The sequence below is a fragment of the Cytobacillus depressus genome, from assembly GCF_008923245.1.
GTDB lineage: Bacteria > Bacillota > Bacilli > Bacillales > Cytobacillaceae > Cytobacillus > Cytobacillus depressus.
In genome coordinates, this window is sequence record NZ_WBOS01000002.1 from 37,652 (window position 1) to 51,685 (window position 14,034).

General features: G+C 37.1%; 16 protein-coding genes. 12 read left to right on the forward strand and 4 right to left on the reverse strand.

The genetic code is table 11. The features are described from left to right. Window positions 1-75 precede the first annotated feature (75 nt). Entirely contained in the window at window positions 76-474 is a 399-nt protein-coding gene (locus F7731_RS05490; protein ID WP_151533765.1) for a YhcU family protein, read from the forward strand. A gap of 39 nt (window positions 475-513) precedes the next feature. Here the strand turns inward: F7731_RS05490 and F7731_RS05495 are convergent, their stop codons facing one another. After that, a complete protein-coding gene (locus tag F7731_RS05495) occupies window positions 514-987 on the reverse strand; it encodes a thioredoxin family protein (RefSeq protein WP_151533766.1) in 474 nt (157 codons plus the stop codon). Between the two features lies 1 nt (window position 988). Beyond that, the gene (locus tag F7731_RS05500; protein ID WP_151533767.1) at window positions 989-1,426 is read right to left on the reverse strand and encodes a disulfide oxidoreductase; all 438 of its coding nucleotides are present in this window, start codon (window positions 1,424-1,426) and stop codon (window positions 989-991) included. Window positions 1,427-1,668: 242 nt separating this feature from the next. Between F7731_RS05500 and F7731_RS05505 the strand changes: the two genes are divergently transcribed. The 4 genes from F7731_RS05505 (at window position 1,669) to F7731_RS05520 (ending at window position 6,143) form a co-directional block, all read left to right on the forward strand. Beyond that, window positions 1,669-3,411, forward strand: coding sequence for a phospho-sugar mutase (locus F7731_RS05505; protein WP_151533768.1), 1,743 nt, complete (start codon window positions 1,669-1,671; stop codon window positions 3,409-3,411). A gap of 157 nt (window positions 3,412-3,568) precedes the next feature. Beyond that, window positions 3,569-4,690, forward strand: a complete 1,122-nt coding sequence (locus F7731_RS05510) for a GAF domain-containing sensor histidine kinase (RefSeq protein WP_151533769.1) — start codon at window positions 3,569-3,571, stop codon at window positions 4,688-4,690. Window positions 4,691-4,700: 10 nt separating this feature from the next. Continuing rightward, a complete protein-coding gene (locus F7731_RS05515; protein WP_151533770.1) occupies window positions 4,701-5,342 on the forward strand; it encodes a response regulator in 642 nt (213 codons plus the stop codon). A gap of 273 nt (window positions 5,343-5,615) precedes the next feature. After that, entirely contained in the window at window positions 5,616-6,143 is a 528-nt protein-coding gene (locus F7731_RS05520) for an NADPH-dependent FMN reductase (protein ID WP_151534407.1), read from the forward strand. 292 nt (window positions 6,144-6,435) lie between these two features. Here F7731_RS05520 and F7731_RS05525 read toward each other — a convergent pair whose 3' ends face one another. Beyond that, window positions 6,436-6,687 (reverse strand): YhdB family protein, encoded by a 252-nt coding sequence (locus F7731_RS05525; protein ID WP_151533771.1) that lies wholly within the window; start codon window positions 6,685-6,687, stop codon window positions 6,436-6,438. Between the two features lie 205 nt (window positions 6,688-6,892). Between F7731_RS05525 and F7731_RS05530 the strand changes: the two genes are divergently transcribed. The 7 genes from F7731_RS05530 to F7731_RS05560 all read left to right on the forward strand — a co-directional run bounded on the left by F7731_RS05530 (window position 6,893) and on the right by F7731_RS05560 (window position 13,125). Next, window positions 6,893-7,213, forward strand: coding sequence for a DUF3889 domain-containing protein (locus tag F7731_RS05530; RefSeq protein ID WP_151533772.1), 321 nt, complete (start codon window positions 6,893-6,895; stop codon window positions 7,211-7,213). 101 nt (window positions 7,214-7,314) lie between these two features. Beyond that, window positions 7,315-8,010, forward strand: coding sequence for a response regulator transcription factor (locus F7731_RS05535; protein WP_151533773.1), 696 nt, complete (start codon window positions 7,315-7,317; stop codon window positions 8,008-8,010). Next, window positions 8,007-9,365, forward strand: coding sequence for a sensor histidine kinase (locus F7731_RS05540; protein ID WP_151533774.1), 1,359 nt, complete (start codon window positions 8,007-8,009; stop codon window positions 9,363-9,365). The genes F7731_RS05535 and F7731_RS05540 overlap by 4 nt, the downstream gene beginning before the upstream one ends. A gap of 70 nt (window positions 9,366-9,435) precedes the next feature. After that, a complete protein-coding gene (locus F7731_RS05545) occupies window positions 9,436-10,005 on the forward strand; it encodes a PepSY domain-containing protein (RefSeq protein WP_151533775.1) in 570 nt (189 codons plus the stop codon). Window positions 10,006-10,200: 195 nt separating this feature from the next. Beyond that, window positions 10,201-10,764, forward strand: coding sequence for a PepSY domain-containing protein (locus tag F7731_RS05550; protein WP_170289640.1), 564 nt, complete (start codon window positions 10,201-10,203; stop codon window positions 10,762-10,764). Window positions 10,765-11,059: 295 nt separating this feature from the next. Further along, window positions 11,060-12,475 carry a SpoVR family protein gene (locus F7731_RS05555; protein ID WP_151533777.1) on the forward strand — a complete coding sequence of 472 codons (1,416 nt, stop codon included), beginning with the start codon at window positions 11,060-11,062 and terminating at the stop codon, window positions 12,473-12,475. Between the two features lie 116 nt (window positions 12,476-12,591). Beyond that, a complete protein-coding gene (locus tag F7731_RS05560) occupies window positions 12,592-13,125 on the forward strand; it encodes a hypothetical protein (RefSeq protein ID WP_151533778.1) in 534 nt (177 codons plus the stop codon). Window positions 13,126-13,172: 47 nt separating this feature from the next. On the opposite strand, the gene F7731_RS05565 is transcribed toward F7731_RS05560, so the two are convergent. Next, on the reverse strand, window positions 13,173-14,030 hold the full coding sequence (locus F7731_RS05565; protein ID WP_425481988.1) for a YitT family protein: 858 nt from the start codon (window positions 14,028-14,030) through the stop codon (window positions 13,173-13,175). Window positions 14,031-14,034: the final 4 nt, after the last annotated feature.

Sequence of the window (14,034 nt, forward strand, 5' to 3'; positions counted from 1 at the left end):
TATATTACCTAGTGAATATGGTATTCTATTGGTATATTTCACGAAAAGGTTAATGATTAAAAGGTGGTTATTTATGTGAAGGTTGTTTTTGCATCAACTCCTGAACAAGTGCAGAAAATTGAAGAACTTGTCCAAAGTTTATTTTCAAATATCTTTCCGCAATATTTTCCTGATGAAGAAATTAAACAATTTGAGCGCTTGCAAGTATTACATACTACATCGAGGCATTCAGAAAATTTTACAACATTAAAAGAAGCTTACCAAGTGATTTCTAGTTTACAAACGATTATTTCCATATTAGAATCTTCCAATTTAGATGAAAGATATGTGAGCTTATTTGAAAAGAATGTTTATACATTGCAATCATTTGGACTATGTTTCCCGTTCTCTTATAGTCATTTTTGTGAAGAAAAAATGATGAAGGAAGATATGCTGAGCATTTATACTAAAGCTGCGAATGAATTATTAATATAATATGAAAACGCCTGCAAAGTGAATTGCTGGCGTTTTTTACTACTTTTGACTATTTTCGCTAAACCATTGCTTAAATACAGCCTCGTCTTGTTCCCCTGTAATACGATTTACTTCTTTTCCGTTTTTATATTGAACAATGGTTGGTGTCTGCGTAATTAAATATTTATCCCAGCCTTTATCAAATTCAAGAAGATTAAATTGGACAAGATCGACGTTTATATCTTTAGCAAGTGGGGCAACAACAGGTGTTGTTTTTTGGCAATGTGAACAAGTTGGACTATAAAAATAAACAGTAACATCCTCTTTATTTTTTAGTTTTTTATCTAATTCCTCGGGAAGGATTAAGTTTTGATAGTTAGGATCATCTAGTTGTGCAATAGTCTCTGGATGGAGTGTATCTTTTTTATATTTATTATCCTCAGAAACCTTTTCTTCGTTTTGCATTTTTGTCAAAAAGCCTACAGCCCCAAATAGGACTACAATGACAGCAAGAAAAATTACTACTTTTTTCATGTTATTTTACCTCTTTCGTTTTTTTCCATAATAAGTAACTGCATATAAAAATAGTGATAAACGCAATTAAAGCTAAAAAAGGAATCGTGATAAATCCTAACCAGTTTATGTATTGTCCAGTACAAGGAACCCTCCCGCACGAAGCAGCATGGTCTGCAAGAAAGGAGACCTTTTGAATGGAATAATGATAAATGGAAATACAGGCACCAATTCCAGAGAGGACCATTGTATAAATGGCGATTCGATAATCCTTTCTTATAACAGCCATCCCTAGTAAAATAACAAAGGGATACATAAGGATTCTTTGGTACCAGCATAGTGTACATGGCTCATACTGGCGAATCTCTGAAAAATAAAGGCTTCCAAACATCGCTATCACAGAGGCAGCCCAAGATATAAATAATATAGATTCCCGATTATCTTTTTGAGGTTTGCTCATAATGTACTCCTTCAAATTGATGATTAATAAATTATAGTACTTAACGATTAGCTTTGTAAATTATTTACGGATTTTATCATTTTTTATTCTAAATTCCGTCATAATTTTGTCATGAGCTTATCTTAATATCAAAAAATTCATCAGATATTTTTGTCATAAAAACAAGAAAAATTTTAAAAGGGAATATTCTCTATTTATTGAAATAGAATGATGGATGGCTTTTTAATTTAGGAGGGAATTACGTGAACTGGAAAGAACAAGCAGCTAGATGGATGGAGTATGAAAAATTAGATTTGCACTTAAAAGAGGAACTTCAAAAATTGAAAAACGATGAAAGGCAGCTAGAGGATGCTTTTTATAAGGATTTAGAGTTTGGTACTGGCGGAATGCGTGGAGTCATCGGCGCCGGGACTAATCGCATGAATATTTATACTGTGAGAAAAGCATCAGCTGGCTTAGCCGCTTACATAGAAGAAAATGGAGAAAAAGCGAAAAAACAAGGGGTTGTCATCGCCTATGATTCCCGTCATATGTCAAAGGAATTTGCCATGGAAGCGGCAAAGACGCTTGCGTCAAAAGGGATTCAAGTTTATGTTTTTCATGAATTAAGACCGACGCCTGAACTATCCTTTGCTGTCCGGTACTTACAAGCATATTCAGGTATTGTGATAACTGCCAGCCATAATCCGCCTGAATATAATGGCTATAAAGTGTATGGGGCTGACGGTGGCCAGCTCCCACCAAAAGCGGCAGATCTCGTTATTTCAAAAGTTAATGAAATTGAAAATGAACTTTTGATAGAAGTAAATGATGAGATTTTATTAAAAAAGCAAGGGCTAATAAAAATCATAGGCGAAGAAATAGACAAAAAATATGTAGAGCACCTATTAACTATTTCTGAAAATCCTGAGCTTGGCAATGAAGTGGATCTTTCCATCGTATTTACGCCATTACATGGAACAGCCAATAAACCGGTACGGGATGCGTTACAAGCATTGAAATATAAAGTACATATTGTGAAAGAACAGGAGCTGCCAGATCCTAATTTTTCTACTGTGAAAAGTCCGAATCCAGAGGAAAAGTCGGCTTTCGAAATGGCGATAAAGGTTGGAGAAGAGAAGAAAGCGGATCTTTTAATTGCAACTGATCCTGATGCAGACAGATTAGGGATTGCTGTTAGAAATCATTCTGGAGAATTTGTACTTTTAACTGGAAACCAAACGGGAGCGCTCCTTCTGCATTATATTTTATCTCAGAAAAAGGCAAAGAATACCCTTCCGGAAAATGGCATCGTCTTAAAAACAATTGTGACATCAGAGCTTGGCAGAAAAATTGCTTCTTCCTTTGAACTTAAAACTGAGGATGTTTTAACAGGGTTTAAATTCATTGCCGAAAAAATAAAGACGTATGAAGAATCAGGTGAATATCAGTTTTTATTCGGTTATGAAGAAAGCTATGGCTATTTAATAGGAGATTTTGCCCGCGATAAAGATGCGGTGCAAGCAGCTCTTTTAGCTACTGAAGTGGCAGCCTACTATAAGAAAAAAGGAATGACTTTATACAAAGGCCTATTGGCTTTATTCGAGCAATATGGATATTATCTAGAGGACCTTGAGTCCATTACGTTGAAAGGGAAGGCTGGTGCAGAGCAAATTCAGCAAACATTATCATCCTTCCGTTCTAATCCTCTGCAGCAATTAGGTGATTTAAAAGTAACAGCGATTGAGGATTATTTAACTGGCATACGTACTAAAAGCAATGGTGTTAAGGAAACCATAAACCTTCCAAAGTCAAATGTAATTAAATACTTTTTTGAGGACGAATCTTGGATTTGCTTAAGACCATCAGGAACAGAGCCGAAAATTAAATTTTATTTTGGTATTAACGGGTTAAGTGAAACGGAAAGTAAGGAAAAACTACAGTCAATTAAACAGAATTTCATGGCGATTGTTGACGAGAAGTTAAATTTAACTACTGCTCAATAAAAAAATGTTAGCACCGAAGAATATAGCTTCGGTGTTTTTTACTTCTGAAATCTACAACTTTAGTCGTAGATTTTCTCATTCCAATTGCTAAGGCTTAAAGCTTGAAAAAGATTTATAATGGATTTAAAGGATATTGGGACGAGACGGAGGAATATAGGTGTCATCGGAAAACCGCCATTCGGAGATATGGATATTAAAAGAAATTGCTGAACTGTTAAATGAAGGGACCGAGATGAAGGGCCTTTTATCAGAGGTTCTTGCTAAATTACTTCATGTTACTGGACTTGAAACGGGATGGATTTTTTTAATGGAACGAGATGGGAGCTATGAATTAGCTGCAATGGAAAATCTGCCGCCCGCCTTGTCACATAGCAATTGTGCGCCAATGTGCAAAGGAGACTGCTGGTGCATTGATCGCTATAACAATGGAAGATTGTACAAAGCAATAAATATTATTGAGTGCAAAAGAATTGAGGATGCCTTATTTGAAAAAAGAGCAGACACAAACAATTTAACACATCATGCCACCGTTCCACTTCGGGCAGGGGAGGAAAAGTTCGGCATTCTTAATGTAGGGGCCCCGCATAAGACGCATTTTTCTCATGAAGAATTAGCTTTACTGGAATCCATTGCCTTTCAAATTGGTACTGCCATAAAGAGAATTAAGCTAACAGAACGTGAGCAGGAAAACGCTCTTACAGCCGAGAGAAACCGCTTAGCAAGGGACTTACACGACTCCGTCAATCAGCTTCTGTTTTCCTTAAGCTTGACAGCAAAGGGAGGAGTAGCGCTCACAAGAGAACAGGAAACAAAAGAAACATTCGCATATATTCAAGATTTAGCACAGGAAGCTTTGAGTGAAATGCGGGCATTAATATGGCAACTGCGGCCGAGAGGTTTGGAAAATGGCATTATAAGTGCACTAATTAATTATGGAGAAATGCTTGATTTAGAAGTGAAAACAAAGGTAACAGGAGTTGTTTCACTGCCTGGGATAGTAGAAGAGGCAATGTGGCGAATTGGGCAAGAGGCGCTTGCAAATTGTAAAAAGCATTCTCAGCAATCTAAAGTTGATTTGATGATAACTGTAGAAAAAAATCAAGTTAAGATGGTTATTTCGGATAATGGCTGTGGCTTTCACTGCGATGAGAGTCTTAAAGATATTCCGACTCTTGGCTTAAAGAGCATGAAGGATCGAACTGAATTCTTAAATGGACAGTTTAATCTAAAAAGCTCTGAAAAGCAAGGGACTTCCATTGAAATTTGTATACCAGTTTAGGGGGAGAAAAATGGCTATACGTGTGTTAATTGCAGATGATCACCATGTTGTTAGGCGCGGATTAGTTTTTTTTCTAAAAACGCAGGCGGAGATAGAAATCGTTGGTGAAGCTAAAAATGGACAGGAAGCAGTTGAACTTGCCATTCAGATTCAGCCGGACATTGTGTTAATGGATTTAGAAATGCCCGTATTAAATGGCATTGAGGCAACGAGGGAAATAAAAAAACAATGTCCAGACATAAAAATTATGATGTTAACGAGCTTTTCAGATCAAGATCATGTTATTCCAGCCCTTGAAGCTGGTGCTTCAGGCTATCAATTAAAGGATATTGAGCCGGATGAGCTTGTTAAAGCGATCATCCAATTAATGAGTGGAAATAATCAGCTTCATCCAAAAGCAACGACTCATTTATTAACCCATTTATCAGCTAAAAACCAATTTGAAAAAAAGCCGCTAGATGAGCTAACGAAACGGGAGCTTGAAGTTTTACAGGAGATTGCCAAGGGAAAAAGTAATAAAGAAATTGCCGCAGATCTTTTCATTACGGAGAAAACAGTTAAAACCCATGTGTCAAATCTTCTATCTAAGCTTGCTCTTTCTGACCGGACTCAAGCTGCGCTATATGCAGTAAGAAATGGCATAATAAAGTGAAACTTCATTCAGTGGGGGGCTTTTTCCCCCAGTGAATGTTAGTTGAACTTATCGGGCCTTTACGGGCAGTTGATCTCCCACCTAAGCTTCTCCGATTCATCTAAAGTTTTGAGGTGGGAGTCTTACTGCCCGTTAATCTGCGATAAAATAATGTTCACTTTACGTAAAAATAAGTTACACTCTCTCCCATTCCGCAAAAATATTAACAAGCGCTGAGATTGACATATGTATTTCATTAAATCATGGAAAAAACCAAAAGGAGAGATGATGATTTTGAAACTGTTAATTATTAATGGCAGTCCAAGAAAAAAAGGCAGAACAGGGATTGCCTCCAGATTTATCGCCAAGAAATACGGAGTGGAGCTAATTGATTTAAGCATCGGGGAGATTCCTTTATATAATGGAGAAGAAGAGCAATATCAAATGCCCGCTGTTAAAGCGTTACGCGAAAAGGTCGCAAACGCAGACGGATTTATTCTTGCCTCTCCTGAGTACCATAGCGGAATGAGTGGAGCATTAAAAAATGCTCTTGATTTCTTAGGAAATGAGCAATTTGCTAATAAACCTGTCGCATTGCTTGTAGTAGCAGGGGGAGGAAAAGGCGGCATCAATGCTCTCTCGAATATGAGAATCGTGGGCAGAGGCGTCTATGCTAATGTAATCCCTAGACAACTCGTTTTAGATCCGGACTGCTTCGATTATGAAAACGATTGGCTTTTCGAAGAGCCAGCGAAACAAGTAGATCAATTAATGAATGATCTACAAATGTATACGAATATGTATGTTCAAATGAAGGGTTAAAACTTTTTAGGCACATTTTTTAAGAGAAATTAACGGAAAAATTGATTAATGAGATGTGACAAAACTTGAAAAACACGGTTCCTTTCTCGAACCGTGTTTTTTGGTGGAATTGTCTATCTTCAGCGCCTACCTCCTCGAGGTCACAAGCCATTCCTCCCAGAAAGGAAAGTTCACTTTTCCGTGAGGATTGTTGTGTGCTTGTCGGGGGTGACCACTAAGGAAAGCTTCTTAGAATAGTCATCGCAGGAACAATTGATCTGTAATTGTTCCGAAGGCGCTTCCGCATTTCGTTTCATTGTAATTGAAAAAGCTCCTCTTGAATATCTACAGCAGTGTTGGTATTTGCATGGTCGATGTATCTGAGTAAAGAATATAAATGTCGTTCTATAACGGAATAATCTTTTTCAAAGTTGTAGGCATGAAGAAAATGCTCAATTTTTTTGGAAAGAAACTGATCTTCTGTTCTGACCATTAGAATTAGCAAATTATCCCATTCTGAACGGTGTGTATAATATAACGCACGGTCATAATCAAGTTTATTCATTTGTCCTTTCCTCCTCTTTAAGGAGTTGACTTTAGCATATGATTTTGCGATGAAAAATTACGGTGTAAATGTTGGACATATTGTCATGTTGGGATTATCAATTTTTACCTGCATAAAAGAGCGATCGTTAACGAGTAAAACATCATACATAAAATAAAAAGTCATCGCAAATAATAGGTGAAAGAACAAAATTGGGAGGAAGAAAATGAAAAAGCTATTTTGCATATTATTAACGATTGGCTTATTTTTGAACGCCAATATTTTTGCATCTGCGGAAAACCAAGCCCCCGATTATGAAAAATACGGCCGAATTGCCATTTCAGTTGTGAAAGAGAATTATCCTGGCATCGATGTCGTCGATTATGAATACGCTGGCAGACAGAAATTATCTGAAACAGACGTAATAGACTCCTTTATATTTCAAGTGAAAGAAAATAATCAGCCTGTCAAGGTAACAGTGAGAGTTTCCCATAGTTTAAAAAATAAAAAGCTTCTTCAGCTAATAGTAGAAGAGCAAAAGGGGTAAGAGAGACGATTGATTCTCTCTTATCCCTTCTTCTCTTTTATCTTTCAATATTTTGCTAACCTTAATAGTAAAGCTCATTTGATAATAGGGAGGAAACCTTGTTGAATAAAGAATCAATTCTAGTTGTCGAGGATGAAGAAAAAATTGCCAGGCTTCTTGAACTAGAGCTTGAATATGAGGGATATGAAGTAACAAAGGTATTTGATGGGATTATAGCTCTAGAAGAGTATCGAACAAAAGAATGGGATTTGATTTTATTAGATGTTATGCTTCCTGGTTTAAGTGGAATAGAATTACTGAGGCGGATTCGTATGAATGACAGTCATACCCCTATACTGTTATTAACAGCAAAGGATTCAGTTGAGGACAAAGTCTCTGGTTTAGATTTAGGAGCAAATGATTATATAACAAAACCTTTTCAAATCGAAGAACTGCTTGCAAGGGTTCGTACCGCATTAAGATTTAAACCAGCTGAACAAACAGAAGAAGAAGCTGACTGGCTTAAAATTGCCGATTTAAAGCTTAATGAAAAAACAAGAGAAGTACTAAGAGGTGAAGATCAAATCGAGTTAACGCCAAGAGAGCATGATCTTCTTGCTTACTTATTAAAAAATAAATTGCAGGTACTAAATCGCGACCAAATATTAGAAGCGGTATGGGGCTATGATTTTTTGGGCGACACAAATGTCGTTGATGTGTATATTCGCTATTTAAGGAAAAAAATTGATCTGCCTGAAAAACAGCCATTAATTCATACGATTCGTGGTGTGGGTTATGTGCTGAAGGAAGCAAAATGAATCTACGGAATAAGATTAATTTAAATACCGCTGTTCTATTTACAGTTTTGCTCGTATTGATGAATATTTCCATTTATCTTCTATTTAGCAATTTAGTTGTTAATAGTGAACTGGAACTGGCTTCAGATGAAATGAAATTGACGTCAAAGATGATTAACCAAAATATAGGAACAATCCCGGCGGATGAACTACTTAGAGCTTACCTTCCAATTGATGGGATGATTCGAATTGTCAGACCTGATTATAAGAAGGCACCATCTGTCACGTCCTTAAATGAACAAGTATTAAGGAAGAGGAATGTGGAATTTTATTCTGGAGAAATAAGCGAAAAACTCAAGATAGAAGATCATATTTATGCTTTTAATTCAATGCCCATTATTCTCCCAGATGGAAAGGTAGCGAACCTGCAAATTACAAAAAGCTTGGATACAGCTATCGAAAATCTGCACACACTTAGGATCGTGCTGCTAATCGTTACCATTCTTGCTTTAATACCAGTTTTTATTTCAAGCCGTGTGCTAAGCAATCTAATGATTAACCCCGTTATTAGCATGATTAAAACGATGAGGGAAATTAAAGAGAGCGGTGAATTTAAAAGGCTATCATTAAAGGAAAAGTCAAAGGACGAGCTCTTTCAAATGGGGGAAACTTTTAATCATATGATTGATTTGCTGGAGGCAAATTTCGAAAAGCAGAAACAGTTTGTCTCCAATGCATCCCATGAGCTTAAAACACCTCTAACGATTATCGAAAGCTATGCAAGCTTGTTAAAAAGAAGAGGCTTAAAGGAGCCGAAAGTTTTTGCTGAATCGGTCGATGCGATCCTGTCAGAGTCAATTAGGATGAGGGAAATGACTGAACAGCTCCTGCTGCTTGCGAAGCATCATGAACAATGGAACTTAAAGTTCACTGACGTAAATCTGATAGATGTATTGAAACAAACAGCGAAGGGATATCAAAATGCTTATAACCGGGATGTTGTAATTAAAGGTGAGCAATCAGATTCGCTTTTTGTATTTACAGATGAGCAAAAGCTGAAGCAACTGTTATTTATCTTTCTTGATAATGCTAGAAAATATAGTGATGAAAAAATCATTATTGTTGTTGGCAAGGAGCCTCACGGTGCTTTTGTCAAAATAATTGATAAAGGAATCGGAATTCCTGAAAGTGCATTGCCAAGGATTTTTGATCGTTTTTACCGTGTCGACGAAGCAAGAAACAGAAAAAGCGGCGGATCAGGTCTCGGACTTGCATTATCAAAAGAAATTGCCGATGCTATTGGTGTCCGTATCCACATTGATAGCCAAGTATCTGTAGGTACAACTGTGACTTTATACATGAAATCAAAAAGTTAATGAATTCTCATCTTTTTCTCATTTTCATATAGGAAAATGGAGGGAGTATAGAAGGTGGGGTGTTAAACAAATGAAAAAGAAACGAACTTTTTGGATATTGATTACCTTATTGGCAGCAGTAATACTTTTTATTATCTTTCAACAATGGGGCCCTCAATTAAAGCCGGCTGCTGAAATTTTGTCGGAAAAAGAAGCAAAAGCTTTAGTAGAGGAAAGGTACAGCGGAGAAGTAATAGGAATGGAGCTTCACAATAATCAATATAAAATAGAGATGAAACGAAATAAGAGCAATTATGAGATTAACTTAAATGCTAAGAATGGAAAAATCATCTCATTTAGTGAAAGAAACTCTTCTGTAATCGGTTCAAATCAAGAACATCAAAATAAAGAAAATCTAGATGAAATGATCCCGAAACTTCCGGAAAAGCCTAAAAAAGAAGAAAAGGTTATTATTAAAAAGGAAGAGGCTATAAAAATTGCTTTAAAACAAATAAAAGGAAAAATAGATGATGTCAATTTAGAATCTAACGGCTCGCTCAATTATTATCTTGTAGAAATTGAAACGAAAGACGATAAAGAAGTAACTGTCCAAATTAACGCGATTACCGGTGAAGTTATATCGATCACATCGGATGATTAACTGACGTTCAGCTCCAAAAGGAGCGCTTAGGCAGCATAATCATCGCAGGAACAATTTGATCTGTAATTGTTCCGAAGGCGCTTGCGCATTTGTTAATTCTCATCAATTTTTAATCTTCCTATCCTTTTTCTTTAATCTTCCCAAGGTATATTGTAAATGTACCGAAGAGATAAAGATTTTATGGAGGAATTATTAATGAAAGGTAAATTATTAATTGGCGCTGTATCAGCAGCAATCATTTTAGGAGGAGCAGTTGCTGCAGGAGCAACAAAAAATGATAACACAAAATCTGAGCTTCAGAAAAATGAACTGCAACAAACGGAACAGAAGATGATTTCTCATGACGAAGCCGTCAAGATTGCTTTAACAAAAGCAGAGGGAAATGTAAAGAGTGTTGAATTAGAAAGTAAAATGGGCAAAAGCTATTATGACGTTGAAATCAAAAATGGCGTAAAAGAAGTTGAAGTCCATGTTGATTCACTAAAAGGAACCGTTCTTTCAGTGAAAGAAGATCAAGACGTGAATGACAATGATAATTTTGAAAAACAAGCTCAATCCAATCAAAAAGTTTCCATTTCTACTCAAAAGGCGATTGAGATTGCTGAAAAGGCAGTGAACGGAAAAGTAACGGAAATCGACCGTGATGATGACGACAATGAGCTAATTTACGAAATCGAACTACAAACTAGTAAAGGCGAAGTTGATGTTGACATTGATGCGGTTTCTGGGAAAGTTTTAAATGTAAAATATGATGATTAAGGTGAAAAAAGCGGGAGAAAAGAATCTTCCGCTTTTTTTTGTCTAGCTCCAGCGCCTACCCCCGACGTACAGGACGTACTAGTGTCGACAATGCGACAGGACGTCGCTTTTTTGTCGACCTCGAGGTCATAAGCCAATTTGTCATGAAGGTAAAATGCAGCCTTCCTGCCAACTTGTCTTATGCTTGTCGGGGGTGATCAAGGCGCTTCCGCTTTTCTAATTTGTGTTAACTCCAATTCATCATTCTGCCCATTTTTTCATAGATTGTGATAAGAACAAAAAGGAGGAATGGTGAATGATGGAAGAGGATCGTCAAAAGCTGCATTATGCGATAGAGGAAATTACGGAAATCGCAAAAGGCTTTGGGTTAGATTATTATCCGATGCGCTATGAAATTTGTCCAGCCGATATTATTTACACTTTCGGTGCCTATGGGATGCCCACGCGTTTTTCCCATTGGAGCTTTGGAAAGCAGTTTTTCAAAATGAAGCTCCATTATGATCTCGGTCTTTCAAAAATCTATGAGCTTGTCATTAATTCAGATCCGTGTTACGCCTTTTTGCTCGACTCTAACTCATTAATTCAAAATAAACTAATTGTCGCCCATGTACTGGCTCATTGCGATTTCTTCAAAAACAATGTAAGGTTTCAGAACACAAAGCGCGATATGGTTGAAAGCATGGCAGCGACGGCAGAGCGGATTAGACAATATGAAATTGAGCATGGAAAAAAAGAAGTGGAAACCTTCCTCGATGCCGTTCTAGCTATCGAAGAGCATATTGATCCATCTTTAATGAGGCCAAAGCTTGTCTGGAATTTAGATGATAAGGAGTATGAGGATGAGGATCCTGAAGTAGTCTCTCCTTATGATGATTTATGGAAGCTTGATGACCGAAATAAAGGGAAGTCTGAGCGAGTAAAGAAGAAAAAGAAACTCCCTCCTCAGCCAGAAAAGGATTTAATGCTCTTTATTGAAAGTTACAGCCGAGAGCTTTCCGAATGGCAGCGTGATATTTTAACAATGATGCGCGAAGAGATGCTCTATTTCTGGCCGCAGCTGGAAACTAAGATCATGAACGAAGGCTGGGCATCGTATTGGCATCAGCGCATCCTTAGGGAAATGGATTTAACGAGTGCTGAGGCATTGGAGTTCGCAAAATTAAATGCAGGCGTTGTTCAGCCTTCACGCACAAGTATTAATCCATATTATCTTGGCCTAAAAATCTTTGAGGATATTGAAGAGCGATATAATAATCCGACAGAAAAGATGAAACAGCGTGGCGTTCAGCCAGGATCGGGCCGCGAGAAAATGTTTGAAGTGCGGGAAATTGAATCAGACATTTCCTTCCTCCGTAACTATTTAACTAAAGATTTAGTATTGAGAGAAGATATGTATCTATTCCAAAAGCAAGGTAAAGACTATAAAGTCGTCGATAAGAATTGGGAACATGTCCGCGATCAGCTCGTGAATATGCGCGTTAATGGAGGGTTTCCATATCTAACTGTAAATGACGGAGATTATTTAAAAAATGGCGAGCTCTATTTAAAGCACTGGTTTGAAGGCGTTGAGCTCGACCTCAAATATTTAGAAAAAGTCCTCCCATATGTCCAACAACTGTGGGGTAGAAGTGTCCACCTCGAAACAATCGTGGAAGGAAAGAATATGCTATTTACGTATGATGGAAAAGGGATTCATCGGAAGTATTTATAAAGAACTAATTAACAGCGACAGGAATTGCTTGTCGTTGTTTTTTTTATTGTTTGAATGAATGGTGAATGGGAATATTTCTTTTTCTCACTGGAAGAATATAGATGAGGTGAGAAAAATTGAAGAAATTAATTTTTTATCTTGGTATGACATTTGTTCTTTTTTTTACAGCTGCAGATAATTTGGTGTTAGCATTAAGCTCTGATAAGCAAGAAATTGATTGTGCAGAGAAAAAAGATATGAGAAATAAAGCCTTTAATGAAGCGATAATGAAGGATATTTTCTCTAGCTTTGGTCACAAGTATGATGAAATTGTTGATCAAAGTATGTATTTAAATTTTATTGATTTAATGAAATATACGGTTGTTGCGGGTAAGCGGGACTCACAAATAGAAAGTCTGAAGGAGCATTTGAGCGGAGAATCATTAGGGGAGAAACGGATCTATTTTTTCCATGGGAATCCGGATGCGGCTTATATTTTTTATAAGGATTTAGAACATCAAAATATTGCCATTCATTTGGAGGAAAGTGGAAATGCTTGGATTGTAAAGGACAAAAAGGTAGAGCGAGGGAAGAAAATTCCCTTTATCCGTGAAAAATGCGAGGATGATTATTTCATGAAACGGATGTTTAATAATCTATATCAAAAGTAGAAAAGGGTGCCAAAGGGGCACCTTTTCAGGTTGAAAGAATTGCTTTTTTAATGAATCGCCTTCTTCTTAAAGCGGCCTCCGCGAACTTCAGTAATATTAGCGATGGCTAAAAAGGCGTGGGGATCAAGCTCCTCGACAATGGTCTTTAATTTGGCTTCTTCAAGCCGGGTAATTACGCAGAAAATGACTTGTTTATTATCTCCAGTATAGGCGCCTTCGCCATTTAAATAAGTGACGCCACGGCCGAGTCTTGCTAAAATAGCATCTCCGAGGATTCGATGATTTTCAGAAATAATCCACACTGATTTCGATTCATCAAGTCCTTGAATGACGATATCGATTGTTTTATAAGCAATAAAATAGGCGAGGACTGAATACATCGCTCGATTCCAGCCGAACACGAATCCTGCTGAAGTAAAGATAAAAAGGTTGAAAAACATGACAATTTCCCCGACAGAAAATGGCAGCTTCTTATTGGCAAGGATGGCCAAAATTTCAGTACCATCGAGAGAACCGCCATAACGAATGACAATTCCAACGCCAGCTCCTAAAATCATCCCTCCAAATACAGTTGCTAGAAGCGGGTCCTTTGTAAAAACGGGCACATCATGAAGAAGCGCGGTTGAAATAGAGAGAACGGTAATTCCTAAGAGAGTGGATAATGCGAAGGTTTTACCAATTTGTTTGTAGCCGATATAGAAAAAGGGGATATTCAAAATGAAGATAAATAAACCTAATTTCATCCCGGTTAAGTGTGAAAGGATGATGGAGATCCCAGTGATTCCTCCATCTAATATTTGATTCGGAACTAAAAACTCTTCAATTCCTACTCCCATTAATACAGAACCAAAACAGATAAAAAATATTATTTTTGCAACTTTTGGTTTCGATAATCCTTTATGCATTGAT

Excerpts from the sequence above, each read along its gene's own strand:
- F7731_RS05495 (WP_151533766.1), bottom strand. The coding sequence starts at position 987 with ATGAAAAAAGTAGTAATTTTTCTTGCTGTCATTGTAGTCCTATTTGGG.
- F7731_RS05500 (WP_151533767.1), bottom strand. The coding sequence starts at position 1,426 with ATGAGCAAACCTCAAAAAGATAATCGGGAATCTATATTATTTATATCT.
- F7731_RS05515 (WP_151533770.1), top strand. The coding sequence starts at position 4,701 with ATGGCTATACGTGTGTTAATTGCAGATGATCACCATGTTGTTAGGCGC.
- F7731_RS05525 (WP_151533771.1), bottom strand. The coding sequence starts at position 6,687 with ATGAATAAACTTGATTATGACCGTGCGTTATATTATACACACCGTTCA.
- F7731_RS05530 (WP_151533772.1), top strand. The coding sequence starts at position 6,893 with ATGAAAAAGCTATTTTGCATATTATTAACGATTGGCTTATTTTTGAAC.
- F7731_RS05540 (WP_151533774.1), top strand. The coding sequence starts at position 8,007 with ATGAATCTACGGAATAAGATTAATTTAAATACCGCTGTTCTATTTACA.
- F7731_RS05545 (WP_151533775.1), top strand. The coding sequence starts at position 9,436 with ATGAAAAAGAAACGAACTTTTTGGATATTGATTACCTTATTGGCAGCA.
- F7731_RS05550 (WP_170289640.1), top strand. The coding sequence starts at position 10,201 with ATGAAAGGTAAATTATTAATTGGCGCTGTATCAGCAGCAATCATTTTA.
- F7731_RS05555 (WP_151533777.1), top strand. The coding sequence starts at position 11,060 with ATGATGGAAGAGGATCGTCAAAAGCTGCATTATGCGATAGAGGAAATT.
- F7731_RS05565 (WP_425481988.1), bottom strand. The coding sequence starts at position 14,030 with ATGCATAAAGGATTATCGAAACCAAAAGTTGCAAAAATAATATTTTTT.